Origin of the sequence: Eubacterium xylanophilum ATCC 35991, assembly GCF_000518685.1 — a bacterium.
GTDB lineage: Bacteria > Bacillota > Clostridia > Lachnospirales > Lachnospiraceae > Eubacterium_F > Eubacterium_F xylanophilum.
Genome location: NZ_JAEB01000026.1, coordinates 1 through 20,147 on the forward strand (window position 1 = coordinate 1; position 20,147 = coordinate 20,147).

19 protein-coding genes are annotated in these 20,147 nt (G+C 37.1%); 3 read left to right on the top strand and 16 right to left on the bottom strand.

Going from position 1 to position 20,147, the window contains the following annotated elements; all coding sequences use genetic code 11:
- The 5 genes from L877_RS12375 to L877_RS0105840 form a co-directional block, all read right to left on the bottom strand.
- Positions 1–504: restriction endonuclease subunit S (locus tag L877_RS12375; protein ID WP_278244183.1), on the bottom strand; the 504-nt coding region annotated here is incomplete at its 3' end.
- 2 nt (positions 505–506) lie between these two features.
- Entirely contained in the window at positions 507–3,464 is a 2,958-nt protein-coding gene (locus tag L877_RS0105825; protein WP_026835282.1) for a type I restriction endonuclease subunit R, read from the bottom strand.
- Positions 3,465–3,469: 5 nt separating this feature from the next.
- Positions 3,470–4,645: a restriction endonuclease subunit S gene (locus L877_RS0105830; RefSeq protein ID WP_026835283.1), complete on the bottom strand. Its 1,176-nt coding sequence runs from the start codon at positions 4,643–4,645 to the stop codon at positions 3,470–3,472.
- A gap of 5 nt (positions 4,646–4,650) precedes the next feature.
- Positions 4,651–6,246: a type I restriction-modification system subunit M gene (locus L877_RS0105835; RefSeq protein WP_026835284.1), complete on the bottom strand. Its 1,596-nt coding sequence runs from the start codon at positions 6,244–6,246 to the stop codon at positions 4,651–4,653.
- Positions 6,247–6,250: 4 nt separating this feature from the next.
- Positions 6,251–6,775, bottom strand: a complete 525-nt coding sequence (locus tag L877_RS0105840; protein ID WP_026835285.1) for a restriction endonuclease subunit S domain-containing protein — start codon at positions 6,773–6,775, stop codon at positions 6,251–6,253.
- Positions 6,776–6,920: 145 nt separating this feature from the next.
- On the opposite strand from L877_RS0105840, the gene L877_RS12380 reads away from it, so the two are divergent.
- Complete coding sequence (locus tag L877_RS12380; RefSeq protein WP_051437708.1) at positions 6,921–7,415, top strand: restriction endonuclease subunit S; 495 nt, start codon at positions 6,921–6,923, stop codon at positions 7,413–7,415.
- Between the two features lie 296 nt (positions 7,416–7,711).
- Complete coding sequence (locus L877_RS0105850) at positions 7,712–8,995, top strand: IS110 family RNA-guided transposase (protein WP_051437709.1); 1,284 nt, start codon at positions 7,712–7,714, stop codon at positions 8,993–8,995.
- Positions 8,996–9,663: 668 nt separating this feature from the next.
- Here the strand turns inward: L877_RS0105850 and L877_RS0105860 are convergent.
- The 5 genes from L877_RS0105860 to L877_RS0105880 all read right to left on the bottom strand — a co-directional run bounded on the left by L877_RS0105860 (position 9,664) and on the right by L877_RS0105880 (position 12,806).
- Positions 9,664–9,906, bottom strand: coding sequence for a hypothetical protein (locus L877_RS0105860; protein WP_026835287.1), 243 nt, complete (start codon positions 9,904–9,906; stop codon positions 9,664–9,666).
- Between the two features lie 156 nt (positions 9,907–10,062).
- Positions 10,063–11,082 (bottom strand): AAA family ATPase, encoded by a 1,020-nt coding sequence (locus tag L877_RS12385; protein WP_156922996.1) that lies wholly within the window; start codon positions 11,080–11,082, stop codon positions 10,063–10,065.
- Positions 11,079–11,456 carry a plasmid mobilization protein gene (locus L877_RS0105870; protein ID WP_026835288.1) on the bottom strand — a complete coding sequence of 126 codons (378 nt, stop codon included), beginning with the start codon at positions 11,454–11,456 and terminating at the stop codon, positions 11,079–11,081. The genes L877_RS12385 and L877_RS0105870 overlap by 4 nt, the downstream gene beginning before the upstream one ends.
- A complete protein-coding gene (locus tag L877_RS0105875; protein WP_026835289.1) occupies positions 11,440–12,567 on the bottom strand; it encodes a site-specific integrase in 1,128 nt (375 codons plus the stop codon). Before L877_RS0105875 ends, L877_RS0105870 begins: the two co-directional genes overlap by 17 nt.
- A 44-nt stretch (positions 12,568–12,611) precedes the next feature.
- Entirely contained in the window at positions 12,612–12,806 is a 195-nt protein-coding gene (locus tag L877_RS0105880) for a hypothetical protein (RefSeq protein WP_034785219.1), read from the bottom strand.
- Positions 12,807–13,016: 210 nt separating this feature from the next.
- Here L877_RS0105880 and L877_RS0105885 point away from each other — a divergent pair, with 210 nt between their 5' ends.
- Positions 13,017–13,487: a helix-turn-helix domain-containing protein gene (locus L877_RS0105885; RefSeq protein WP_026835291.1), complete on the top strand. Its 471-nt coding sequence runs from the start codon at positions 13,017–13,019 to the stop codon at positions 13,485–13,487.
- A gap of 72 nt (positions 13,488–13,559) precedes the next feature.
- Here L877_RS0105885 and guaA read toward each other — a convergent pair whose 3' ends face one another.
- The 6 genes from guaA to L877_RS0105915 all read right to left on the bottom strand — a co-directional run bounded on the left by guaA (position 13,560) and on the right by L877_RS0105915 (position 20,146).
- Positions 13,560–15,137: a glutamine-hydrolyzing GMP synthase gene (gene guaA, locus L877_RS0105890; protein ID WP_026835292.1), complete on the bottom strand. Its 1,578-nt coding sequence runs from the start codon at positions 15,135–15,137 to the stop codon at positions 13,560–13,562.
- 13 nt (positions 15,138–15,150) lie between these two features.
- Positions 15,151–16,083 carry a dihydroorotate dehydrogenase gene (locus tag L877_RS0105895; protein WP_423219303.1) on the bottom strand — a complete coding sequence of 311 codons (933 nt, stop codon included), beginning with the start codon at positions 16,081–16,083 and terminating at the stop codon, positions 15,151–15,153.
- Between the two features lie 32 nt (positions 16,084–16,115).
- Complete coding sequence (locus tag L877_RS0105900; RefSeq protein WP_051437710.1) at positions 16,116–16,868, bottom strand: dihydroorotate dehydrogenase electron transfer subunit; 753 nt, start codon at positions 16,866–16,868, stop codon at positions 16,116–16,118.
- Between the two features lies 1 nt (position 16,869).
- Positions 16,870–17,790, bottom strand: coding sequence for a DUF6612 family protein (locus L877_RS0105905; protein ID WP_207637237.1), 921 nt, complete (start codon positions 17,788–17,790; stop codon positions 16,870–16,872).
- 44 nt (positions 17,791–17,834) lie between these two features.
- A complete protein-coding gene (gene pyrF, locus L877_RS0105910) occupies positions 17,835–18,752 on the bottom strand; it encodes an orotidine-5'-phosphate decarboxylase (protein ID WP_026835296.1) in 918 nt (305 codons plus the stop codon).
- 104 nt (positions 18,753–18,856) lie between these two features.
- Entirely contained in the window at positions 18,857–20,146 is a 1,290-nt protein-coding gene (locus tag L877_RS0105915; protein WP_026835297.1) for a dihydroorotase, read from the bottom strand.
- Between the last annotated feature and the right edge of the window lies 1 nt (position 20,147).

Below are 20,147 nucleotides of genomic sequence, written 5' to 3' on the forward strand. Positions count from 1 at the left end.
TCGCTGATGAAGGGTGATAAGGTTGTCGAGATTAACAAAGAACTCTCCTATTTTCTTCTGCTCACTATAATCTGGACAATCCACCATGAGTGAAGTAACTATAGTTCCCGAAAGATTTCCCTGACCTCCTTGAAGGAAAGTACCAATGATATTTTCCTTACTTTTTTTAAGCCATTGCATAATAAATGGGGCATCAAAATTCTTGTGAGGTCTAATATCCAAAATCGCCTGATTTATAGCTCCATCAAGCCTTGCAAGCCCAACTTCACCACTTGTAGCTCCGTACAACGCATATAGAATATCCCCTTTTCTGACCATCTTTGCAGAAGAGTTTTTCAACCCTTCGTCAGTTAAATACAACTCCGTTGTATCACTATTAACTTCTGCTGATCTGATAAATGGAATACTACCTCCATAGTACTCTGCTTTTCCTGCTGTAGGTGTTCCACCAGAGTAGGAATCTGCTATATCTCCCAACTTACGCTGTTCCCAAGAATTATGCACTCTTAATACAAAAGTGGCAAAATTTCAGCCATCAAAAGCTCAACAAACTCAGTCGTCATAACCTGATAAAACTTAAACTTAGGCAACGGATTATCTGTTGATTCTTTGTATGCAGCATAATCTGCCTTTTCTTTAAGTTTATTCTTATTTGCCATTTCACCATCTTTAAAGTTGTAGGCTTCATATTTCACATCCTCAAAATCTACGAACCACTTATCTGCAAATCGCTTGATTTCTTTATCAATTGCTGTATATCGCATTTGGTTTATCGTTACCGAAATATCCTGACCACAAAATTTAGCCTTATCCTGTTCAATTTCATCCAATACCTGCATTAAAATACTACTTAAAGCTGCATTGTCCTCGGCAAATTCTTTAACAATTTCCTTTAACTTCAAAAGTTTATGCTCAAATTCAATTTCATCATAATCATTGTCCTTCTGATCAAGAAAATCCACAAAACCTTGAAGCAACTCTACAATATACTCAAAATCAATTTTGAATTTGCTAAATGCTACTAAATCATAGTCATCCAAAAGTGGATCATCATCTTCGTCGTGATCCTTTTCTTTTTTCAGCAATTCCATTACATTCTTATAAACAGCTGCATAATCCTCATACATCTCTTGATTAAAACCATGTTCTTCTACTACTTTAGGTTCATAAGCTGAAAAACACTTTAAGTGAGCATAATAATGATCCAAATCTCTAAACAATCTAACAAAAGTCTTCATTTCCTTTTTTGATAGATTAAGTATATCCTTAGGATTTTCAGCAAAAGTCCTTATTGTTTTGAGAGCAATAACAAAACGATCTAACACTGTATCCCAGTCTTCAGCTACTGCTTTGCCCAATCCACCTCTTGAATACAATACTAGTGCATCATTAATCTTCTCCTTGTATTCTTTAGGCGACCTAAATGTAACTATTTGACCATACTCTTTGTTCTGATCAAATAATCTATTAGTTCTTGAAAACGCTTGTATAAGACCTTGTGGGCTCATTGGTGGTCTATCAATAAACAATGTCGACAAACATGGTGCATCAAATCCTGTTAACAAACGATCTACAACAATTACAAGATCAATCTGTTGTTCTCGATCTTTATAACGTTTTTCCTTTCTAGCCAATCTATCATTCAAATTACCGTTATAAGCACTCAAACCATCCAAGGCATACTTTGTACCAAATACACTATTATAATATGCCAAATAGCGTTTCATGGCCTCCTGATTTGATATTGATGACTCTTCATTCTCAGATACTGAAAATGTAATTGCGACCTTAGGAAAATCAGGCAATACTTTCTTTACATCCTCATTTATCTTTAACTCATCATCGCCTTCCTTTATTTTCTTTAGAAGCTCATAGTATTTTTTGGCAACATCAATAGATTCTACTGTAAGCATAGCTTCGTATGTTTGCCCTCTACCATTTTGCATACCAAGTTTCGTTAGAGAATGATTCAAAATAACATCCAAAACATTTCTCATATGTAATTCACTTGCATAGTATTTATCTTCATCTTCTGGTTTTATATCTTTAGGACCAAGATTTTCAACATTAAATCCCAAAACTGCCCCATCATGAATTGCTTCTTTTATAGTATAACTATGAAGACATGGACCATACAATTCTTCTGTTGTCTGTGCCAAATCTCCTTTTTGCTCATATTTGTTCTGATCAAATATTGGAGTGCCGGTAAAACCAAACCAAATTGATTGATTAAAAAATGCTTCTATCTCTCTTTTGGTTGATGGTGTTACTGCTCTATGACATTCATCAACTACAAAAGCAACCTTTAATGCTCTAATTTTATTATATTCTCTAGTTCCTTCTTGTAAGCGACGATTAATCATAACTTGCATTTTTTGTCTTGTTGTAACTATCATTTGTCTGTTATCATCACTTAATTTTTTTATGAGAGTACCTACGTTATCTGTATCATCAACATCAATGGTATCATTATCTGCATATGATTGAAATGCTCCCTTAGTTTGAAGATCCAAATCTTTTCGGTCAATCAAAAAGACTGTTTTCTCAATCGAAGGAATATCCATAAGAAGATTCCTTGTTGCCTTATACGATGTCATAGTTTTACCTGATCCAGTAGTATGCCATATATAGCCAGATTTGCCACTTTTAGAAGCTCTTCTCATTGCTTCAATTGCATGAATCTGATACGGTCTAAGAATCAACAATTTTTTCTTATCATTATCAAGTACAGTATACTTAGTAACCATTTCATGAGCTTCAGGAATTCTAAGTACCGAAGCTGCAAATTCTATATAATCTGCAACAGGATAATTCTCTTCATCAATCCATCCAGTTAAAAACTTTTTATTTAACTCTGTATCACGTGCTGCGCTAAAATACTTAGTATCTACAGCATTACTTACTACAAACATTTGAACATTTGAGAAGATACCATGAAACTTTCCTTCAGCTATATACTTTTTAATCTGTCTATACCCTTCCATATAGGAATGTTCTTTGTTCTTCAACTCAATATGGATCATTGGTATTCCATTAATCAATAGAGTAACATCAAATCTTCTATCTTTGCCATTAACATCATCTTCACTCTTAAATGCCTGATACTGATTAATCACCTCATACACACTTGTTCCACCTGCAATATGCTCATTATTCATTACAACAAGGTGAAGAGTTTCATTACCTCTTTGAACATGTACATATACCTTTCCATTCTCTCCAACTAACCATTTACCTGCATCATAGAAAGAACTATGTGACAAATCATTCTTAACTTTTGCAAACTCAGACTCACTAAGCGGAATATCATTAAGCTTAGCTTTATTGTTTTGTTCAAGAATATACTTGAAATTCTTCCAAAGGTCTTCTTCATTCCTAATATCCGGTCTGTATGTCCACTGTGATTCTTCACCACATAGCTGATCTATCAATCTTTTTTCAATAACTGATTCTAACTCCGCCATTTTATTCATCCTTTCTTTGGAAACATGTTTTGCAACATATACTTCTTCAATTCTTTAAGTTTATCGCACTTACCCTGATGAAGGGTGATAAGGTTGTCGAGCTCGGATAAATATAATCCGATTTTTCGCTGCTCCTCAAGAGAAGGAACAGCAACTTCAATTTTCAAAAAGTCAGATTCATGGATTTTCCATTGGCCATATACAACCCCCTGTCTCCATTTAACCATGGCATTGATAAAATCTTTTCTTACAAACCTTCTGCCAATAAAATCTGAATCTGCAATTCCAGTTGGCTTAAAAATGCTGTAAACTGGCGAAATGCTTGCATTTCCATAGTTATTCAAACCAATGGAACCAGTCTCCAAATTGTTGGAACTATAGATAAAATCTCCCAGCTCGGTTTTTTTGTAATTCTTATTTTCGGCATCTTTCACAAGTGCACCACGATCATACCTTTCCCCTTTTGGCGCAACACCTTCATTTGCAATAAATGCCATGAGCGGATAATCTTCACTTTCTGGAGCTTGCTCATTTCGTTCTTCAAGCAAATCAGAAACCTTACGCTGTTCCCAATCGTCAGTAAATCCTTCAAATCTAATTTCTGGATTTTTTTCTCCTTTTTTCGGAAACATTTTTTGGAGCATATATTTTTTTAACTCTTTCGTTTCATCACACTTACGCTGATGAAGGGTGATAAGGTTGTCGAGGCTCCTAAAATAGTCACCTATTTTCTTTTGTTCTTCATATTTAGGGCAGCTTACAGGAATTCCTCTGCATACTTCTTGATTTAATTTTGGCATAGCCATTCCTGAGTTATACTGCTTATAATCTTTTCTTTCTAAAGAATTGCAAATGAAATTATTCTCATTACCATCTTTGCATTTTAATACATGAGCATGGTTGTTAACCCAGTATTTTCCTGATGCCAAGAAACATACAGGATAATTTCTATCAGTTATATTTGCTCCATCTTCACTTAGAAGAATCAGTTCCTCATCAAAAATATACCCATCTACATAATCAACAATTCCAGACGCTCCATAATATGGATATGGTCCTGAAACTCTTTTTGCTCCTTCAAGAGGTTTTCTCAAAGTGTCCAGAAATTCTACTACATCTTCTAACTTACGCTGTTCCCAATCGTCAGTGAACCCCTTAAATCTTATATTAGGTGTTTTCATAAATCTTACACCTCCTTCAACATAGATAATAATTCATCCACAGCCTCTCTCGTTTCTGAATTATTAAATGTCAATTCACCAAGCATGGAAATCAACTTACTGTTACCCTCTTTTATTTGCTTGTTAGTATTCTTAATATTTGATGTCAATGCCTTTAAATCTATTTCTTCTTCCTCTTCACTAGTATCTACATATCTTGGTATATTTAAGTTAAAATCATTTGATTCTATATCATCATACGAAGCTAAATATGCCTGTTTTTCAACAGTTTCTCTGTTATTGTAAAGTTCAAGCACTTTATCAATATGCTCATCTTTCATAACATTCTGCTTCTTTTCTTTTTCAAAAAGATTGGAAGCGTCAATGAAAAGTACATCTCTTCCTTCTCTATGCTTCTTCAATACGACAATACACGTTGGGATTGAAGTATTATAAAACATATTTGATGGGAGACCGATAACAGCATATATAGAACCATTTTTCAACAAAGTTTCTCTTATAGTCCCTTCAGCTGCACCTCTAAACAATACTCCATGTGGAAGTACAATCGCCATAGTACCAGTTTGTTTTAGATGATAAAATCCATGTAATAAAAATGCATAATCCGCTTTTGATTTTGGAGCTAACTTTCCTCCATAATCCATAAATCTTTCATCTTGTTTAAATCCTTCTGCTGCAGACCATTTTGCTGAATATGGTGGATTCATTGTTACTACATCAAACTCTGTTTCTTCATCCGTTGGCCAGTCAGCATCAAGTGTATCTGCATTTCTCAAATGTTGATTTTCTGGTAATACCCTATGCAAAAACATGTTCATTCTTGCTAAATTATATGTTGATGGCATAAGTTCCTGACCATAATACTTGATATAATCTGGTTCTTTAGAATAATTTCTACAACTAAGCATAAGAGAACCTGATCCCATACATGGATCATATACCTGTAAACCTTTTTTGCTCTCCTGTCCCATCATAGCAATTCTACACAAAATCTGTGCTGGACCATGAGGAGTATAGAATTCTCCTGCTTTTTTACCAGTCTCAGAAGCAAATTGACCTATCAGATACTCATATGAGTCACCTAATACATCTCCTTCTGTATGTATCAAATCTGCCCCATCTAACGTCTTTATCAACTCAGATATAGTTGCACTTTGCTTTTGATCTCCTGTACCTAATCTTGTTGAATATAGATCTACATCTGCAAATAACCCCTCAAACAACTCGTCAGATTCCTGAATTCTGTTAAAAGCAGCTTGTAGCTTTTCTCTATTGAACGAGTTCATATTCGCATCTCTTAACATACTTACATATGTCATTTCTGGTTCAAGAACATAATGCATCGAATCCTTCATCTCTAGAAGAAGTTCTTTTGCATCGTCTGTTTTCATGATTTCCTCATATGCCTTTTGAGCTTCATCTAAAGAATCCGGCATTCCATCATTTAACAAATCATATACTCTTGCTAAATATGAATCTGATAAATATTTATAGAAAACAAGTCCTAATAAATAAGTCTTATATTCATTGGCATCCATTTTTCCTCTTAAAACATCTGCCCCATTCCACAATACCTGTAATAAATCTTTTTCTCCGTTCATTAGTTTAATCCTCCTCAATTTTGGTTATCATTGCCATAAACAACTTTTTTTGATTATCTGCTTGAATAAGCATTCTATCGTGCTGCATTATAGTTTCCTTGTAAATCTCGCCAATAACTCTTTGTTTCTCAAAATCTACTAGGTCGATTTCAAGTTCTCCTATAATCTTAACATTTAGTTTTTTTACACTAAGTGTTGAACCTTGATGATATTTGCTTATCTGTTGTTCAATTCCCTTATCCTCATTGAACTTAAAACACAAATACCAAGGATCTATAACTTTTCCATCAAATTCACATTTAAGAAAATTTGAAGTTAGACACTTTGAGGTATTTACACTAGATAAAGGTGATGCCTTCGACTTCATAAGATTTATAACACATGAATTTTCCTCAAATTCTGTGTTCCTACAATGTAAATCACTTTCAAAATCTTCTGGACTATAGATATCTTGATTATCTACTGTTATCCTAGTAGGATTCTTACCCAAAGTAAACTGTATCAACTTATCTAATCTAGTCTTTCTCATCAAAACCTCCTTTCTTGTAATTTAACTAAATTACTTATTATCAGTTTAACACTGCTCTAACTCATTGTCAAATAATTTTTTCGTAATTTAATTAAATTACATAGATGTTCAAGAAAACGATTGGGAACAGCGTAAGTTGGGAGACATGCTTGATAGATACGAGGATCCAGTCGAAACACCGCATGACGGATATGAAAGAATCGGTATACGAAGTCATGCAAAAGGAGTCTTCCATAGTTATGTTGAACCTGGCAAGGAATTAGATACTGCAAAGATGCATAGAGTGGCCTCGGACAAGTTTATTCTGAATATCACTTTTGCATGGGAACATGCAGTTGCAATTACTGAGGAAGAGGACGCTGGAACCCTTGTATCACATAGGTTTCCGCAGTTTTCGTTTCATAAAGAATTGAAGTCTCACTTCTTCAAGTTTTTAATGCTGGATCGAAAATTCAGAGAGTATCTTGAGTTATGTTCTCCTGGTGGTGCAGGTCGTAATAGAGTACTAAATATCAACGATATGTTGAAATATAAAATTAATGTCCCGAGTGTAGAAGAACAGACGAAAATCGGAGAGTATTTTGATAACCTCGACAACCTTATCACCCTTCATCAGAGTAAGCATATTCCCTCCACATAATAACAATTTACTCAAAACCTACTTTTCTGCTTCTGGACAATTTGTCCAAAAGCAGGCTTTATATCATTTTCCCATTGGTCCATTGGACCAATCAACTTTCATCATCTTAACTCAGGAACACTCACTCCCAATTCATCCTTTCCTCTTCTATACAATTTGTCCAAAAGTTGATTTTTATCATTTTTTCCATTGGTCCATTGGACCAATCACATCATTATTTCACAATATTTTCATAGATATCAGGGTCTTAGCATTCCTATCCTATGGTATTATTAGGGAAAAGGAGGTTGGACAAAATGAAGGACAAATTAAAACTTATTACTGAATCTACACTTATAGTTGGTATAGATGTTGCAAAACATATTCATTGGGCGCAAGTGACAGATTTTAGAGGAAATGTTTTGTGTAAACCCATTAAAATTGAGAATAGTTTTGAGGGGTTACAGCATTTTTTACTTTCAATAAAAGAAATATTTATGGATTTAAGGTGTAATAAAATTCTGATTGGGTTTGAACCATCGGGACATTACTGGAAAAATCTCGCTTATTTCTTAGAAAATGAAGAGGAAATTATGCTTTTAGGTGTAAATCCTTTTCATGTAAAACAAATTAAAGAATTGGATGATAACACTCAGACAAAAAGCGACAAGAAGGACGCTCTCGTTATAGCACGACTGATTAGAGATGGGAGATTTTTTGAAATATATATGCCTGAAGAAAAATATGCTGAATTAAGAGTTTTAAGAAGATATAGAGAACAAGCATCTATAGCAAAAAAAAGGTTGATTTGTAATATCAAAGTTTTACTAGACGAGTACTTCCCTGAATACGAAAAAGTTGGATATGAAATTACAGCCAGTAGTACAAAAATCATTTTAAGAACCACCCCATTTCCAAGTGATTTGAATAGTAGGAATGCTGAAGAAGTTTATAGTGCATGGAAATCGTTTAGCGGAAAAAACACGAGAATTAGTCGTTCTAAAGCTAGCCAGTTGAAAATGGTTGCAACTAATAGCATTGGAATAACTGTTGGAATAGAAGCTGCAAGGATTGGTTTAAATGGAATGTTAGATCAAATGGACATTATTGATGCTAGTATAGATAAATATGATGCTGAAATGGAAAGAATAATGAGTGAATTAAATATTAGCGCTTATTTAACTAGTGTACCTGGTGTTGGTAACGTTACAGCGGCAGCTTTTATTGCTGAAACAGGAGATTTGTCACGATTCGAGGATTGGAAACAAGTAAGAAAAATGGCCGGTTTAAATCTTGTTGAACAAAGTTCAGGAATGCATAAAGGAAAGACAAATATTAGTAAAAGAGGCAGACCGGGTTTACGAAGAATTATTTACATCATTGGAGACAAAGGAATGCTAGTTAGTCCTGAAATGATGATGTACTATCAATATTTGCGGCATAGACCGACCAATCAGCTTAAACATCAACAAGCAGTTTTGGCAGTAGGCTTAAAATTGATGAGGGTGATGTTTCATATTGCAAAAACACATGAATTATATTCTCCTGAAAAAGTTTTAGGAGAAATAAGACTAAACCAAATAGAAAGTATTAGTGCCTAAAAAACCTTGTGGTTTTAGGATATACAAACAGAGAAAGTGAGGAAGGCATTAGGACACCCATTAAGGTATAACCTCGAGTTTTAGTGATAGCGCCTCACTTTACTCCCTGTAGATCGAATGAAGGAATGTATGGACACAATCATGTGATCCTGGTGGACATGATAGGGTTAATTACGGGAGCATCTCTTATATTATAAATTAGGGAAGCAATATGTACTTCCTTATTTAAGGTCGCCCAAAAAATAGAATTAAAGTGATTAAATAAGGGGAAGATAGATAAAAATATTTAAAATCACAAATAAATGATAGTTTGATTTATATAAAACTTTAGTAAATATAAAAAAAGGGTGGATAGGGTTCTTCCCTAACAAGATAATTGGACCATTTTGGTACAATCTGCATTTTGTATATACATAATGCGTATCTTGCCATGAGAAAATCATGATTTTCCATATTTACAGCCTCATTGGTCCAATGGACCAACGGCAAACATATCCAAAATGGCAACTTCGTGATAAAAAGAATTCTCCTTAGATATATCTTCACGTCAGCGTGGCACGCTGGCGTTATAAAACATTAAGGAAAAAATTTTTATATATACTCTGCATCAACATCTGTATCTCTATCTGTATCTGTATCTGTATCTGCATCTGTATCAGTATCTGGATCTACCATCTGAAATCTTCATTCATTCCCACCTTATCCAGATACTTCTTTCTAGCTGCTTCTTTAGTTTCAGAATCAGATGAAGTTTTAAACTCTGTATACAATCTCCTCTTTTCAAGACTGTCTAATTTTTCATTGATTTGTTTCTTTATAGTATTTTCATACTCATACATTTCAAGCATGAAGAACTTACATAGATTCAAGAAAAATTCTTCTGAAATCATGATATTTTTCTTTTTACTCATTCTCTAAATCACCTCTCTTTACAAAAAATGACGATATATGACGATTATGACGGTAATTTTTCCCCCCCTATATCATCATTTTATCGTCATATAGGGGGTATATAAATATCGTCATTACCGTCATTGTAGTCATAGCCTTACTTTCAGCTATGTTTTCTAAAAAAGATAATCGTCATTATCGTCATAACATAGTTTGAACTCTTTTCTGTCTGGAGTTCTTTGCATACTTTCATAGTGTATATGATAGTCCTTTAGTAAGTTGTAGCGTCTTACATTAAGACGCCTTACCAAAGTATTTGGGACTATCATATCGGATAATCCTGGAACTGCTTCTATAAGCTCTGTAGCTGTACCATGCCATTCAGGATTATCACGATTCACAAAACCTGCTATAGCTTCTAAAACTTCATCTGGCTTTCCCTTAAAAAGTTCCTTTTCAGACTTAACTTTCTTCCAGATGCAGTTTTCTTCATCTCTTTCAACTGTGATTTCCTGATCTGCTTGGTCACGTCCACAGATTGAGATGGTTGCCGTTCCTTCGATTCTTTTGTTCTTAGCCATTACAAAACAACCATCAGAAGCACCTGCTAGTCCATTAGTTCCAGATATCTTATCAAAGTTATCTGTGGACTCCATCTTTCTAGTATGATGAACTATCAAGATGCATAGATCATGTACATCTGTGAACTTCTTAAAGCTATCAATGATTTCATAGTCACTACTGTAGCTATAATTATCATCTCCACTTTCTCTAACCTTTTGAAGCGTATCAACGATTATAAGACAAGTATCAGGATGAGCCTTAACAAATGACTCCATCTCATCCATCAATCCATCCTTAACAGAACCAGCGCTGATATTTAAGTGAAGGTCATCGCTCGGCTCATCTGCATACATCATCCCTAATCGTTGCTGTAATCTAGCATAATTATCCTCTAAGGCGAGGTAGAGAACAGTTCCCTTCCTCACCTTATGATTCCATAGCTTTATGCCTTTAGAAACATGATATCCTAGTTGTAACATAAAGAACGATTTTCCAATCTTTGGCGCACCAGCATATATGTAAGTACCACAATAAAGGAAATCCTCTATTACCGGCAACCTCGGGACATATGCTTCATCATAAAGCTCTGTCATTGTCTTTGTTTCAAGTATTCTCTCTTTTTCTTCTATCAAAATTGCTCCTCCTTTTTCTTATCTTTGAAAACACTACTCAGAAGTTCCAAGATATACTGGAGAGAAGCCAGATCTACATCGTCAAGCTTATCTTTTTTATCTTCAGATAGCAGTATATCCTTTATTCTCTCCATCTCGTCTCTGATTTCTTCATAAGTTTTTATATTCCCTCTCACCAAGATCCTCTGATATAAGCAACTTTCTATAAAGAATTTTGCTTTGGGCAAACCAGATAAAGCAATCCTCTTATTAATCAACTCCTTTTCAGTAGCTGATACTCGAAAATTAAAATATAAAGCTCTTTTTCGATTCTTATCATACTTTTTCTTTCTTTCCCTTTCATCCTGAGTATCTCTTCTATAAATCAAGTCCATTTACTCGTTCTCCTTTCTCTGTTGCAATTCTCTCCTCCAAAATTCTATCCATACCATCTGCGATTCGTCTCTGAGCTGATGGATATAGGTGAGAGTATGTTTCAGTAACAGCTATACTTTCGTGCCCAAGTCTCTCGGCAATCTGAGCCGGTGTATAATTCATCTCAACCATAAGGGCTACAGAACTATGTCTCAAATCATGTATTCTAATCTTCTTTACTCCAGAATTATTTGTTCCTCTTTCCATCTCATGATGAAGATAACTCTTAGTAAAGTTGAATATTCTATTCTCAGGCTTCACCTTATAAAGCATCGAGAAATAATCTTCCATCTCTCTACAGAGAAAATCCGGAAGTTCAATTACCCTGTTACTCTTCATTGTTTTTGGTGTCTGAATGATTTCTTTTGATTTTACATATTGTAAATTCTTATTAATATAGAGTTTTCTATTCTCTAGATCAAAGTCTCCTCTTGTAAGAGCTAAAAGTTCTCCGCATCTAATACCTGTCCAATACAGCACTTCAAATGCATAGAAACTTTCTGGTTTATCTTTGATTACATTTGAGAATTGACGATATTCATCCAATGTCCAAAACTGCATTTCACCAGCTTTTGCCCTACCCATCTTTTTTATCTTGCGACAAGGATCCTTTGGTAGTTCATAATAATTACATGCATGATTAAATATTGCATTCAGCTGATTTTGTATAGTTCTCAGATAGGTCGTCGAATACCCTCTATCATTTTTATCACGCTTGAGTAACAATTCATTTTGCCAACATAAAATCTCTCTATTCGTAATTTCAGATAAACTCAAATTCTGAAAATACGGTCTAATATGAGTTTCTATAATAGTTTTCTTAGTTTCTAGCGTTGTTGGTTTGATATGTGGCTTTATATCATCTAAATATATATCAATAAAAGAGCCAAAACTCATATTTATATCTTTAGACTTTTTAGCAATGAATTCCATCTCGAATTCTTTTGCCTCTCTTTTAGAATTAAATCCCCTTTTATCGAATACCTTCTTATTGCCTTGCCAATCTACATATCTAACCTGAACACGCCATTTACCTTGATAACCATTCCAGTTATCCTTAAACACTGACATTTTTCCATCTCTCCTTTCCAACTACTGTTATACATGTCACATACCTAGACTTCTTTAAGAACTGTTTCCATAAAGTATTGTCTATTGATCTTTCCAGATACTATTAATGCTTTAGGATTTTCCTTTTTTAGCTGATTAGATAGTTCTCTTATAATCACATAAGCTTTTGACTTAGAACAACCTATAAGTGCAGCTACAGTATCAGCTCCCAAAAATAATGGTTCTATCTCTTTATTCATACAATCACCCCTTTTCTATACGAATTTAGTAAATGTTAAATTCAATAATATGAATAAATTTACTCTTTGCGTGTACTCTATGCGTATATTATATTTACTAAATGAGTATTTGTCAAGTGGTTTATTTACTTTTTTCGTAAATTTTTCTTGATTTGCGTTTACGAATCGAGTATAATGAGTTTATCATGTAATATAAGAAAGGTGATTACCATGGGATACGGAATAAAACTTAAGGAATTAATAGAAGAAAAAAACCTGTCCGTTAGACAGGTTGCAAATGAAAGTGGAATAGCTCCAACAACGTTATATTCAATTATTTCAAGGGATACAAACATCCGATATGACTATGCTCTTAGAATAGCTAATATCCTAGATGTGCCTGTTAGTGAGCTTTGCAATGATATTCCACCTTCACAAAAGGATGAAGTGGAGCCAGGTCTCTTATCAAACTTTGGTGGGCTCACCACCAATCTAAACAAAAAGACTTACTTCCAGAACAGAACATTGCCAATTGCTAGCAATTATGAATACGAAGAATTTCCTATGCTTGATCGATTGATAGCTGAATTCTACATCCTAAATGATAAAGCTAGAGAAGAAGTGCTTCAATTTATAAGATTTAAGCACTCAACAGACATAGATAAAGTAAGAGAAGCAAAATTAAAAAGACTCAAAAAATAAAAAATCTGCTGACATTTTGCTGACATTAAAAACGGGAAGCCCCTATTTTCAAGGCTTCCCGATGTTTTTTTCCTATTCAAACTCGATTGTCCCAGGCGGCTTGGATGTCAAATCATACATTACTCTATTAACACCCTTTACCTCATTGATAATTCTATTCATAACAGTCTGTAGCACTTCCCAAGGAATCTGGGCGCTCTCGGCAGTCATGAAATCGATAGTCTGCACAGCTCTAAGCGCAACGGCATAATCATATGTTCTCTCATCTCCCATAACACCGACAGAACGCATGTTAGTCAGGGCTGCAAAGTACTGATCCGGTTTCCATGGGGCAGCTTCTCCGTCATGTTCCTCTGCATACTTATCAAGTGCTTTTCCCACTTCTTCGCGATAAATATAATCTGCATCTTGAACGAGTCTGACTTTCTCTGCATTTACCTCGCCGATAATCCTAATTCCTAAGCCTGGGCCAGGGAATGGTTGGCGGAATACAAGGTACTCAGGAAGTCCGAGTTCAAGACCAACTTTCCTTACTTCATCTTTGAAGAGATCGCGAAGTGGTTCTATGATTTCCTTAAAATCAACATAATCAGGAAGACCACCTACATTGTGATGTGATTTAATTACAGCAGATTCTCCACCGAGTCCACTTTCAACAACATCCGGATAAATGGTTCCCTGTACTAGGAAATCAACCTTACCGATTTTCTTAGCCTCTTCTTCAAATACTCGGATGAATTCCTCACCGATTATCTTACGTTTCTTTTCAGGCTCATCCACACCTGCAAGTTTTTCATAATATCTATCTGCCGCATTCACACGAACGAAGTTCAGATCATAGTCACCTGAAGGCCCGAAAATCTGCTCAACCTCATCACCTTCATTCTTTCTCAAAAGTCCGTGATCCACAAACACACATGTGAGCTGTTTGCCAACTGCCTTCGCAAGCAATACTGCAGCCACCGAAGAGTCTACGCCGCCAGATAGTGCAAGAAGCACCTTACCATCGCCTACCTTCTCACGAATTTCCTTGATTTTACTCTCTGCAAAGGAATCCATGCGCCAATCGCCTGCACATCCACAAATCTTATAAACAAAGTTCGATAAAATCTGCTTTCCGCGAACTGTATGGAGAACTTCTGGGTGAAACTGAATTGCATACAATTTTCTTGTCTCATCTTGCGCAGCTGCAACAGGACAATCTGCAGTATGGGCAATCTCCTCAAATCCATCTGCCATCTTGGATATATAATCAAAGTGGCTCATCCATACAGTTGTCTCATCCTCAACTCCGTCAAAAAGCTCAACACCGTTGTTGACAAAAGTTGCTGTCTTTCCATATTCTCTGACAGGGGCTTTCTCCACTTTTCCGCCGAGAGTATGCATCATCAACTGAGCTCCGTAGCAAAGTCCGAGAACGGGTATACCCAGTTCGAACAACTCCTTGCTATAGCTTGGCGCTCCCTCTTCATAACAACTGTTAGGACCTCCTGTTAGAATAATTCCCTTGGGATTCAATTCCTTAATCTTTTCAATATCAATTTTATATGAGTAAATCTCGCAATATACGTTATTTTCGCGAACACGTCTCGCAACCAACTGGTTATACTGTCCGCCAAAATCAATTACAATTACTAGCTCGTTTTGCATTATTTCCTCCTTATCATTTAACACATCCGACTATTTCTGATATATTAGACAAATGTTCCGATGTTGCATAGTCGGCCAAACCATCTATTATCTCAGATGTCGCATATGGATTATAAAAGTTTGCTGTTCCAACTGCAACCATTGATGCTCCTGCCATCATAAACTCCAAAGCATCATTTGTATCCTGTATGCCTCCCATGCCGAGAATAGGTATACTTACTGCCTGAGCCACTTGGTATACCATCCTAACTGCAACAGGTTTTACGCAAGGGCCTGACATGCCACCGGTTTTATTTGCAACTGCAAATGTCTTTCTTGCCACATCAATTTTCATGCCCGTAAGTGTATTAATAAGTGACACGGCGTCCGCTCCACCAGCCTCAACAGCTCTAGCCATCTCAGCGATGTCAGTGACATTCGGACTGAGCTTCATCACGACAGGTTGTTTGGCAATTTTCTTTATCTCACCGGTTACAGACTCTGCGAGCTTTGGATCCTGACCAAAGGCAATTCCACCCGCTTTTACATTAGGGCATGAAATATTAATCTCAAGCATATCCACGTCTTCATCTCCGAGACGTTCCACAACCTCAAGGTAATCCTCTACTGAGCGTCCGCAGACATTTACGATAACTCTTGCACCACTTTCTTTGAGAAAGCTCAAATCTCTTTCTATAAAAGTGTCTATGCCTGGATTCTGCAATCCAATCGCATTGATCATTCCACTATGAGTTTCTGCAATTCTAGGAGTGGCATTGCCCTCCCACGGAACATTTGCGACTCCCTTTGTAGTTACTGCACCAAGCTTGGCAAGATCTACAAATTCACTGTACTCCATACCCGAGCCAAATGTTCCCGAAGCCGTAGTCACCGGATTGTCAAATTCCACTCCGGCAAAGCTAGTCTTCAATAATTTCATACCATCATTAGCTGATTTGTTATCCATATATATCTCCATTTCGTATAAATGCGCATTTACTATGGTTCTACGTCTGTAGACAAAAATACCGGCCCATCTTTACATATTCTCTTATTTTTTACTTTTGAATGACCATCTACTTCTGTAGAATTGCATACACACGCTAAGCAAGCTCCAATTCCGCAGGCCATCTTTTCTTCCATCGAAATATATGTCTTGATATCATTTTCCAAGCCAAATGCCTTGATTCCACGTAACATTGGAGTCGGACCACAGCTGTAGACTCTGTCCCCTGTCAGAACATTTTCCTTCATAGCATCTACTACCGTTCCGTGTGTTCCAACGCTTCCATCATCAGTTGCTATATATACTTTGGCGACTTTCTCAAAGTCTTCCAAGAGAAAATTGTCCGCGTCTCTATATCCCAAGACAACCGTCGCCTTCCCCTCAAATCTCTTCGCAAGTTCCAACATTGGAGGGATTCCTATTCCACCTCCAACAAGGATTGGGGCCTCTCCCTCTACTGGAAAGCCATTGCCAAGTGGACCCATAACTTCAATCTCATCCCCAGCTTTTAGCCCGGAAAACTCTTTAGTTCCCTTGCCAACAACTCTATATACAAGTCTGAGCTCGTCCTCACCAATTTCACAGATGCTAATTGGTCTCGGAAGCAAGTTATCATGATCCCCACAATATAGTGACACAAACTGCCCCGGCTTTGCCTGTTCAGCCATTTCTTTGGAGACAATTCTCAGGCTGTATATATCTGCTGTCAGATGGATTGACTCTCTAATCAAACACTTACACTTCATATTACTTTCCTTTCGCCTTTTTATCTTGCTTTGCAAGCTCTTCCTTGACATTACCGATAACTTCTTTGGTCTTCAAAGCATCCTGTGGGACCTCATACTTAGTGGCATTGTTGATATTGGAATACTCCGTCTTGATTGTCGTATTCTCCCAGTTGAATTTCAAATCTTTCAGAACATCCTGTCCATCTTTGCCCATCTTGCTCTTAACTACTTCATCAAACACTTTATTGAGAAGATCAGCCAATGAAACCTCAATGCTCTTGATGCATTCATTTTCCCTGTCTACTACAATCGTTGCCGAAACTTTAGTATCCTTGAGTCCATCCATATACTTCTCAATATTCTTTTCTCCAATTATATAACCATAGGAAGATACGATTCCTGATGACATCTTCTTGAGAGAATCCAATGTCAGAGTATACTCATAAACTGCCTCATTTTCATTGCTTGACTCCTTCTTGGTATAGCTGTCAATCGAATCTGCCAACTGAATCATCTTCTCGATTCCTGTCTGCTTCTTGGCCTCTGATATATCGCTAAATACCATCTTCTTCCACTTGCCATCTATTCCACTGGTATAAACATCATATTCTCCGGCATTTTTCTCCAGATAAGCCTCCGTCTTACTACTTCCCTTGCCGGAATTTAGTACTATTCCAACCTTGGCTCTTTCCTCTTCTACAAAGACATTTTGATCAATCTGAATGTTAGTATCGATGTTTCTGTCCTTTTCATTGCCGCCAAAAGCAATCTTGAGTTTTCCGGATAAAACAGCCTTCGCATCATAGCTCTTTGCAGAGTTAAGTGCAGCAACTCCCTTAAGCAACAATTCATCATCAGACTTCTTACATCCTGTAAGCGACAAAACTATCGTTGTCGCAACCATAATTACCGAAATACCTTTTCTAAGTGATTTATTCATCTTTCCACGCATGGCTTACTTGCCATCTTCCTTTCTTAGATTTATTAGAAAATAGTCGCAATATCTTCTTTCATTGCAATTGTTGCCGCTCTGGCAGCCTCGGCAAATCCCTCTTCGCCGTACTTCTCATACTGTGGTTGCTTGTATGCAGCAATAATTCCTCTAGATGAGTTTACGATTGCACCCAAACCATCCTCATTGAAATATGGCTTCAAATCCTTAGCAGTACCACCCTGAGCGCCATATCCAGGCACGAGAATATATGACTTAGGCATAACTTTTCTGAGTACCTTACCCATCTCAGGATATGTTGCGCCCACAACTGCACCAACATAGCTATAGCTATCTCCCATACAGTCGCTTCCCCATTTATCCACATATTCGCCGACCATCTCATATAAAGGCTTTCCATCGATCTTCTGATCTTGGAATTCACCACTTGACGGATTGCTTGTCTTTACAAGAATAAACAAGCCCTTCTTCTGCTCTCTTGCCACGTCCACAAAAGGCTTAATTCCGTCAGTTCCCAAGTATGGGTTGATTGTTATGAAATCCTCATCAAATCCGGCGAGCACCTTCTCACCAATCTTAACATTTCCAATATGTCCAATGGCATATGCAGTCGATGTGGAGCCAATATCTCCACGCTTTACATCGCCGATAACTACAAGTCCTTTTTCCTTACAATAATCAATTGTTTTTTTGTATGCAACAAGTCCCGGAATGCCAAACTGCTCATACATAGCAATCTGTGGCTTTACAGCAGGTACCAAATCACAGATGGCATCTACCAATCCCTTGTTGTAGTTAACGATAGCCTCCGCTGCTGCTTCAAGAGTTTCTCCCTGCTCTTTGATTGCATTATTCAACAAAAATCCCGGGATATTAGCAAGTGTCGGATCGAGGCCAACAACAATCGGAGCTTCCAACTTTTTAATCTTTTCAATTAACACATTAATCATAACAATCACCATTCTGCAGACGTGTTGCCCGACAGCTTGCAAGCCTGCATTGCAAACTGTCCGGGAATAAGGCAGAAGCCCTATCCCCGGAGTCATCTGAATCACTATAATGAATATACTACTTTCCCTTCTACGATTGTAGTATAAATTCTTCCCTTGACCTTTTTCCCATCAAATGGGGTATTCTTACCCTTTGACAGAAATTCAGTCTTATCTATCACATATTCCTCGTCAAAATCTGCAATAGCTATATCCGCGACGCTTCCCTTCTGCAAGCTTCCGCCTTCCACGCCCAATATCCTACATGGATTGGTACTCATTCTCCTGACAAGCTCCAGAGGAGTCAAAATTCCGGACTCAACAAGCTCTGTAACTCCCAGACAGAAAGCGGTCTCTGAACCTACGATACCAAAAGGAGCATTTTTGATAGATACACTCTTCTCCTCTTCACTATGAGGAGCATGATCTGTGGAAATAGCTTCCATAGTGCCATCTCCCAGTCCTCTCTTAAGAGCCTCCACATCGTCTCTACTTCTGAGTGGTGGATTCATCTTATAATTGGCATCGTCTTCCACGATATCCTGATCTGTCAATGTAAAGTGATGAGGACAAACCTCTCCGCTCACCTTGACTCCATCTTTCCTCGCACAGCGAATCATCTTGACGCTGTCCTCAGTAGAGCAGTGACACAAGTGCAATCTTGCCCCGGTGTCCTTGGCAATCAAGATATCTCTTGCAACGATAACATCTTCCACCGCATTAGATATACCGGGGATTCCAAGCTCTCTCGACTTAGCTCCCTCATTCATAGCACCCTGTCCAACCATGTTCTTGTCCTCACAATGTGCCATAATCGGAACATCTATCTCGGCGGCAATCTTCATCGCCTCTCTGTAAATCTCGGCGTTCATGACGCTCTTGCCATCCTCACTAAACGCCTTTGCTCCAGCTTCCGCCATTCCCTTGATATCCACGAGTTCATCACCCATCTGACCTTTGGTAATAGCTCCAACCGGATATATATGGATTGGACTGTCCTTCTCTGCAATATCTAGAATCTTCTGAATCATTTCTGGACTATCAACCGCCGGCTTCGTATTTGGCATTGGGCAAACACCTGTAAAACCACCCTTTGCAGCAGCCGAAGCTCCCGTCTTAATAGTCTCTTTGTACTCAAATCCCGGTTCTCTAAAGTGAACATGCAAATCTACAAGTCCAGGCATAATCTTCTTTCCACTAGCATCAATTACCTGGATGTCTTCGCCATAGCTTTCCGCAGTCGCCTGAGAAAATATTCCGCGCGCGGCTATCTTGCCATCCTTAATAAGAATGTCACCTAATTCATCCGTATTGTCGCTAGGATCTAAAATCCAACCGCCTTTTATCCAAATCATT

Coding starts and splice junctions, on each gene's coding strand:
- L877_RS0105840 (WP_026835285.1), bottom strand. CDS start 6,775: ATGAGAAAGACTAGATTAGATAAGTTGATACAGTTTACTTTGGGTAAG.
- L877_RS0105825 (WP_026835282.1), bottom strand. CDS start 3,464: ATGGCGGAGTTAGAATCAGTTATTGAAAAAAGATTGATAGATCAGCTA.
- L877_RS0105870 (WP_026835288.1), bottom strand. CDS start 11,456: ATGGACTTGATTTATAGAAGAGATACTCAGGATGAAAGGGAAAGAAAG.
- L877_RS0105895 (WP_423219303.1), bottom strand. CDS start 16,083: ATGGATAACAAATCAGCTAATGATGGTATGAAATTATTGAAGACTAGC.
- L877_RS0105905 (WP_207637237.1), bottom strand. CDS start 17,790: ATGAATAAATCACTTAGAAAAGGTATTTCGGTAATTATGGTTGCGACA.
- guaA (WP_026835292.1), bottom strand. CDS start 15,137: ATGCAAAACGAGCTAGTAATTGTAATTGATTTTGGCGGACAGTATAAC.
- L877_RS0105900 (WP_051437710.1), bottom strand. CDS start 16,868: ATGAAGTGTAAGTGTTTGATTAGAGAGTCAATCCATCTGACAGCAGAT.
- L877_RS0105850 (WP_051437709.1), top strand. CDS start 7,712: ATGAAGGACAAATTAAAACTTATTACTGAATCTACACTTATAGTTGGT.
- L877_RS0105880 (WP_034785219.1), bottom strand. CDS start 12,806: ATGAATAAAGAGATAGAACCATTATTTTTGGGAGCTGATACTGTAGCT.
- L877_RS0105835 (WP_026835284.1), bottom strand. CDS start 6,246: ATGAACGGAGAAAAAGATTTATTACAGGTATTGTGGAATGGGGCAGAT.
- L877_RS0105915 (WP_026835297.1), bottom strand. CDS start 20,146: ATGATTTGGATAAAAGGCGGTTGGATTTTAGATCCTAGCGACAATACG.
- L877_RS0105885 (WP_026835291.1), top strand. CDS start 13,017: ATGGGATACGGAATAAAACTTAAGGAATTAATAGAAGAAAAAAACCTG.
- L877_RS0105830 (WP_026835283.1), bottom strand. CDS start 4,645: ATGAAAACACCTAATATAAGATTTAAGGGGTTCACTGACGATTGGGAA.
- pyrF (WP_026835296.1), bottom strand. CDS start 18,752: ATGATTAATGTGTTAATTGAAAAGATTAAAAAGTTGGAAGCTCCGATT.
- L877_RS0105875 (WP_026835289.1), bottom strand. CDS start 12,567: ATGTCAGTGTTTAAGGATAACTGGAATGGTTATCAAGGTAAATGGCGT.
- L877_RS12380 (WP_051437708.1), top strand. CDS start 6,921: ATGCTTGATAGATACGAGGATCCAGTCGAAACACCGCATGACGGATAT.
- L877_RS0105860 (WP_026835287.1), bottom strand. CDS start 9,906: ATGAGTAAAAAGAAAAATATCATGATTTCAGAAGAATTTTTCTTGAAT.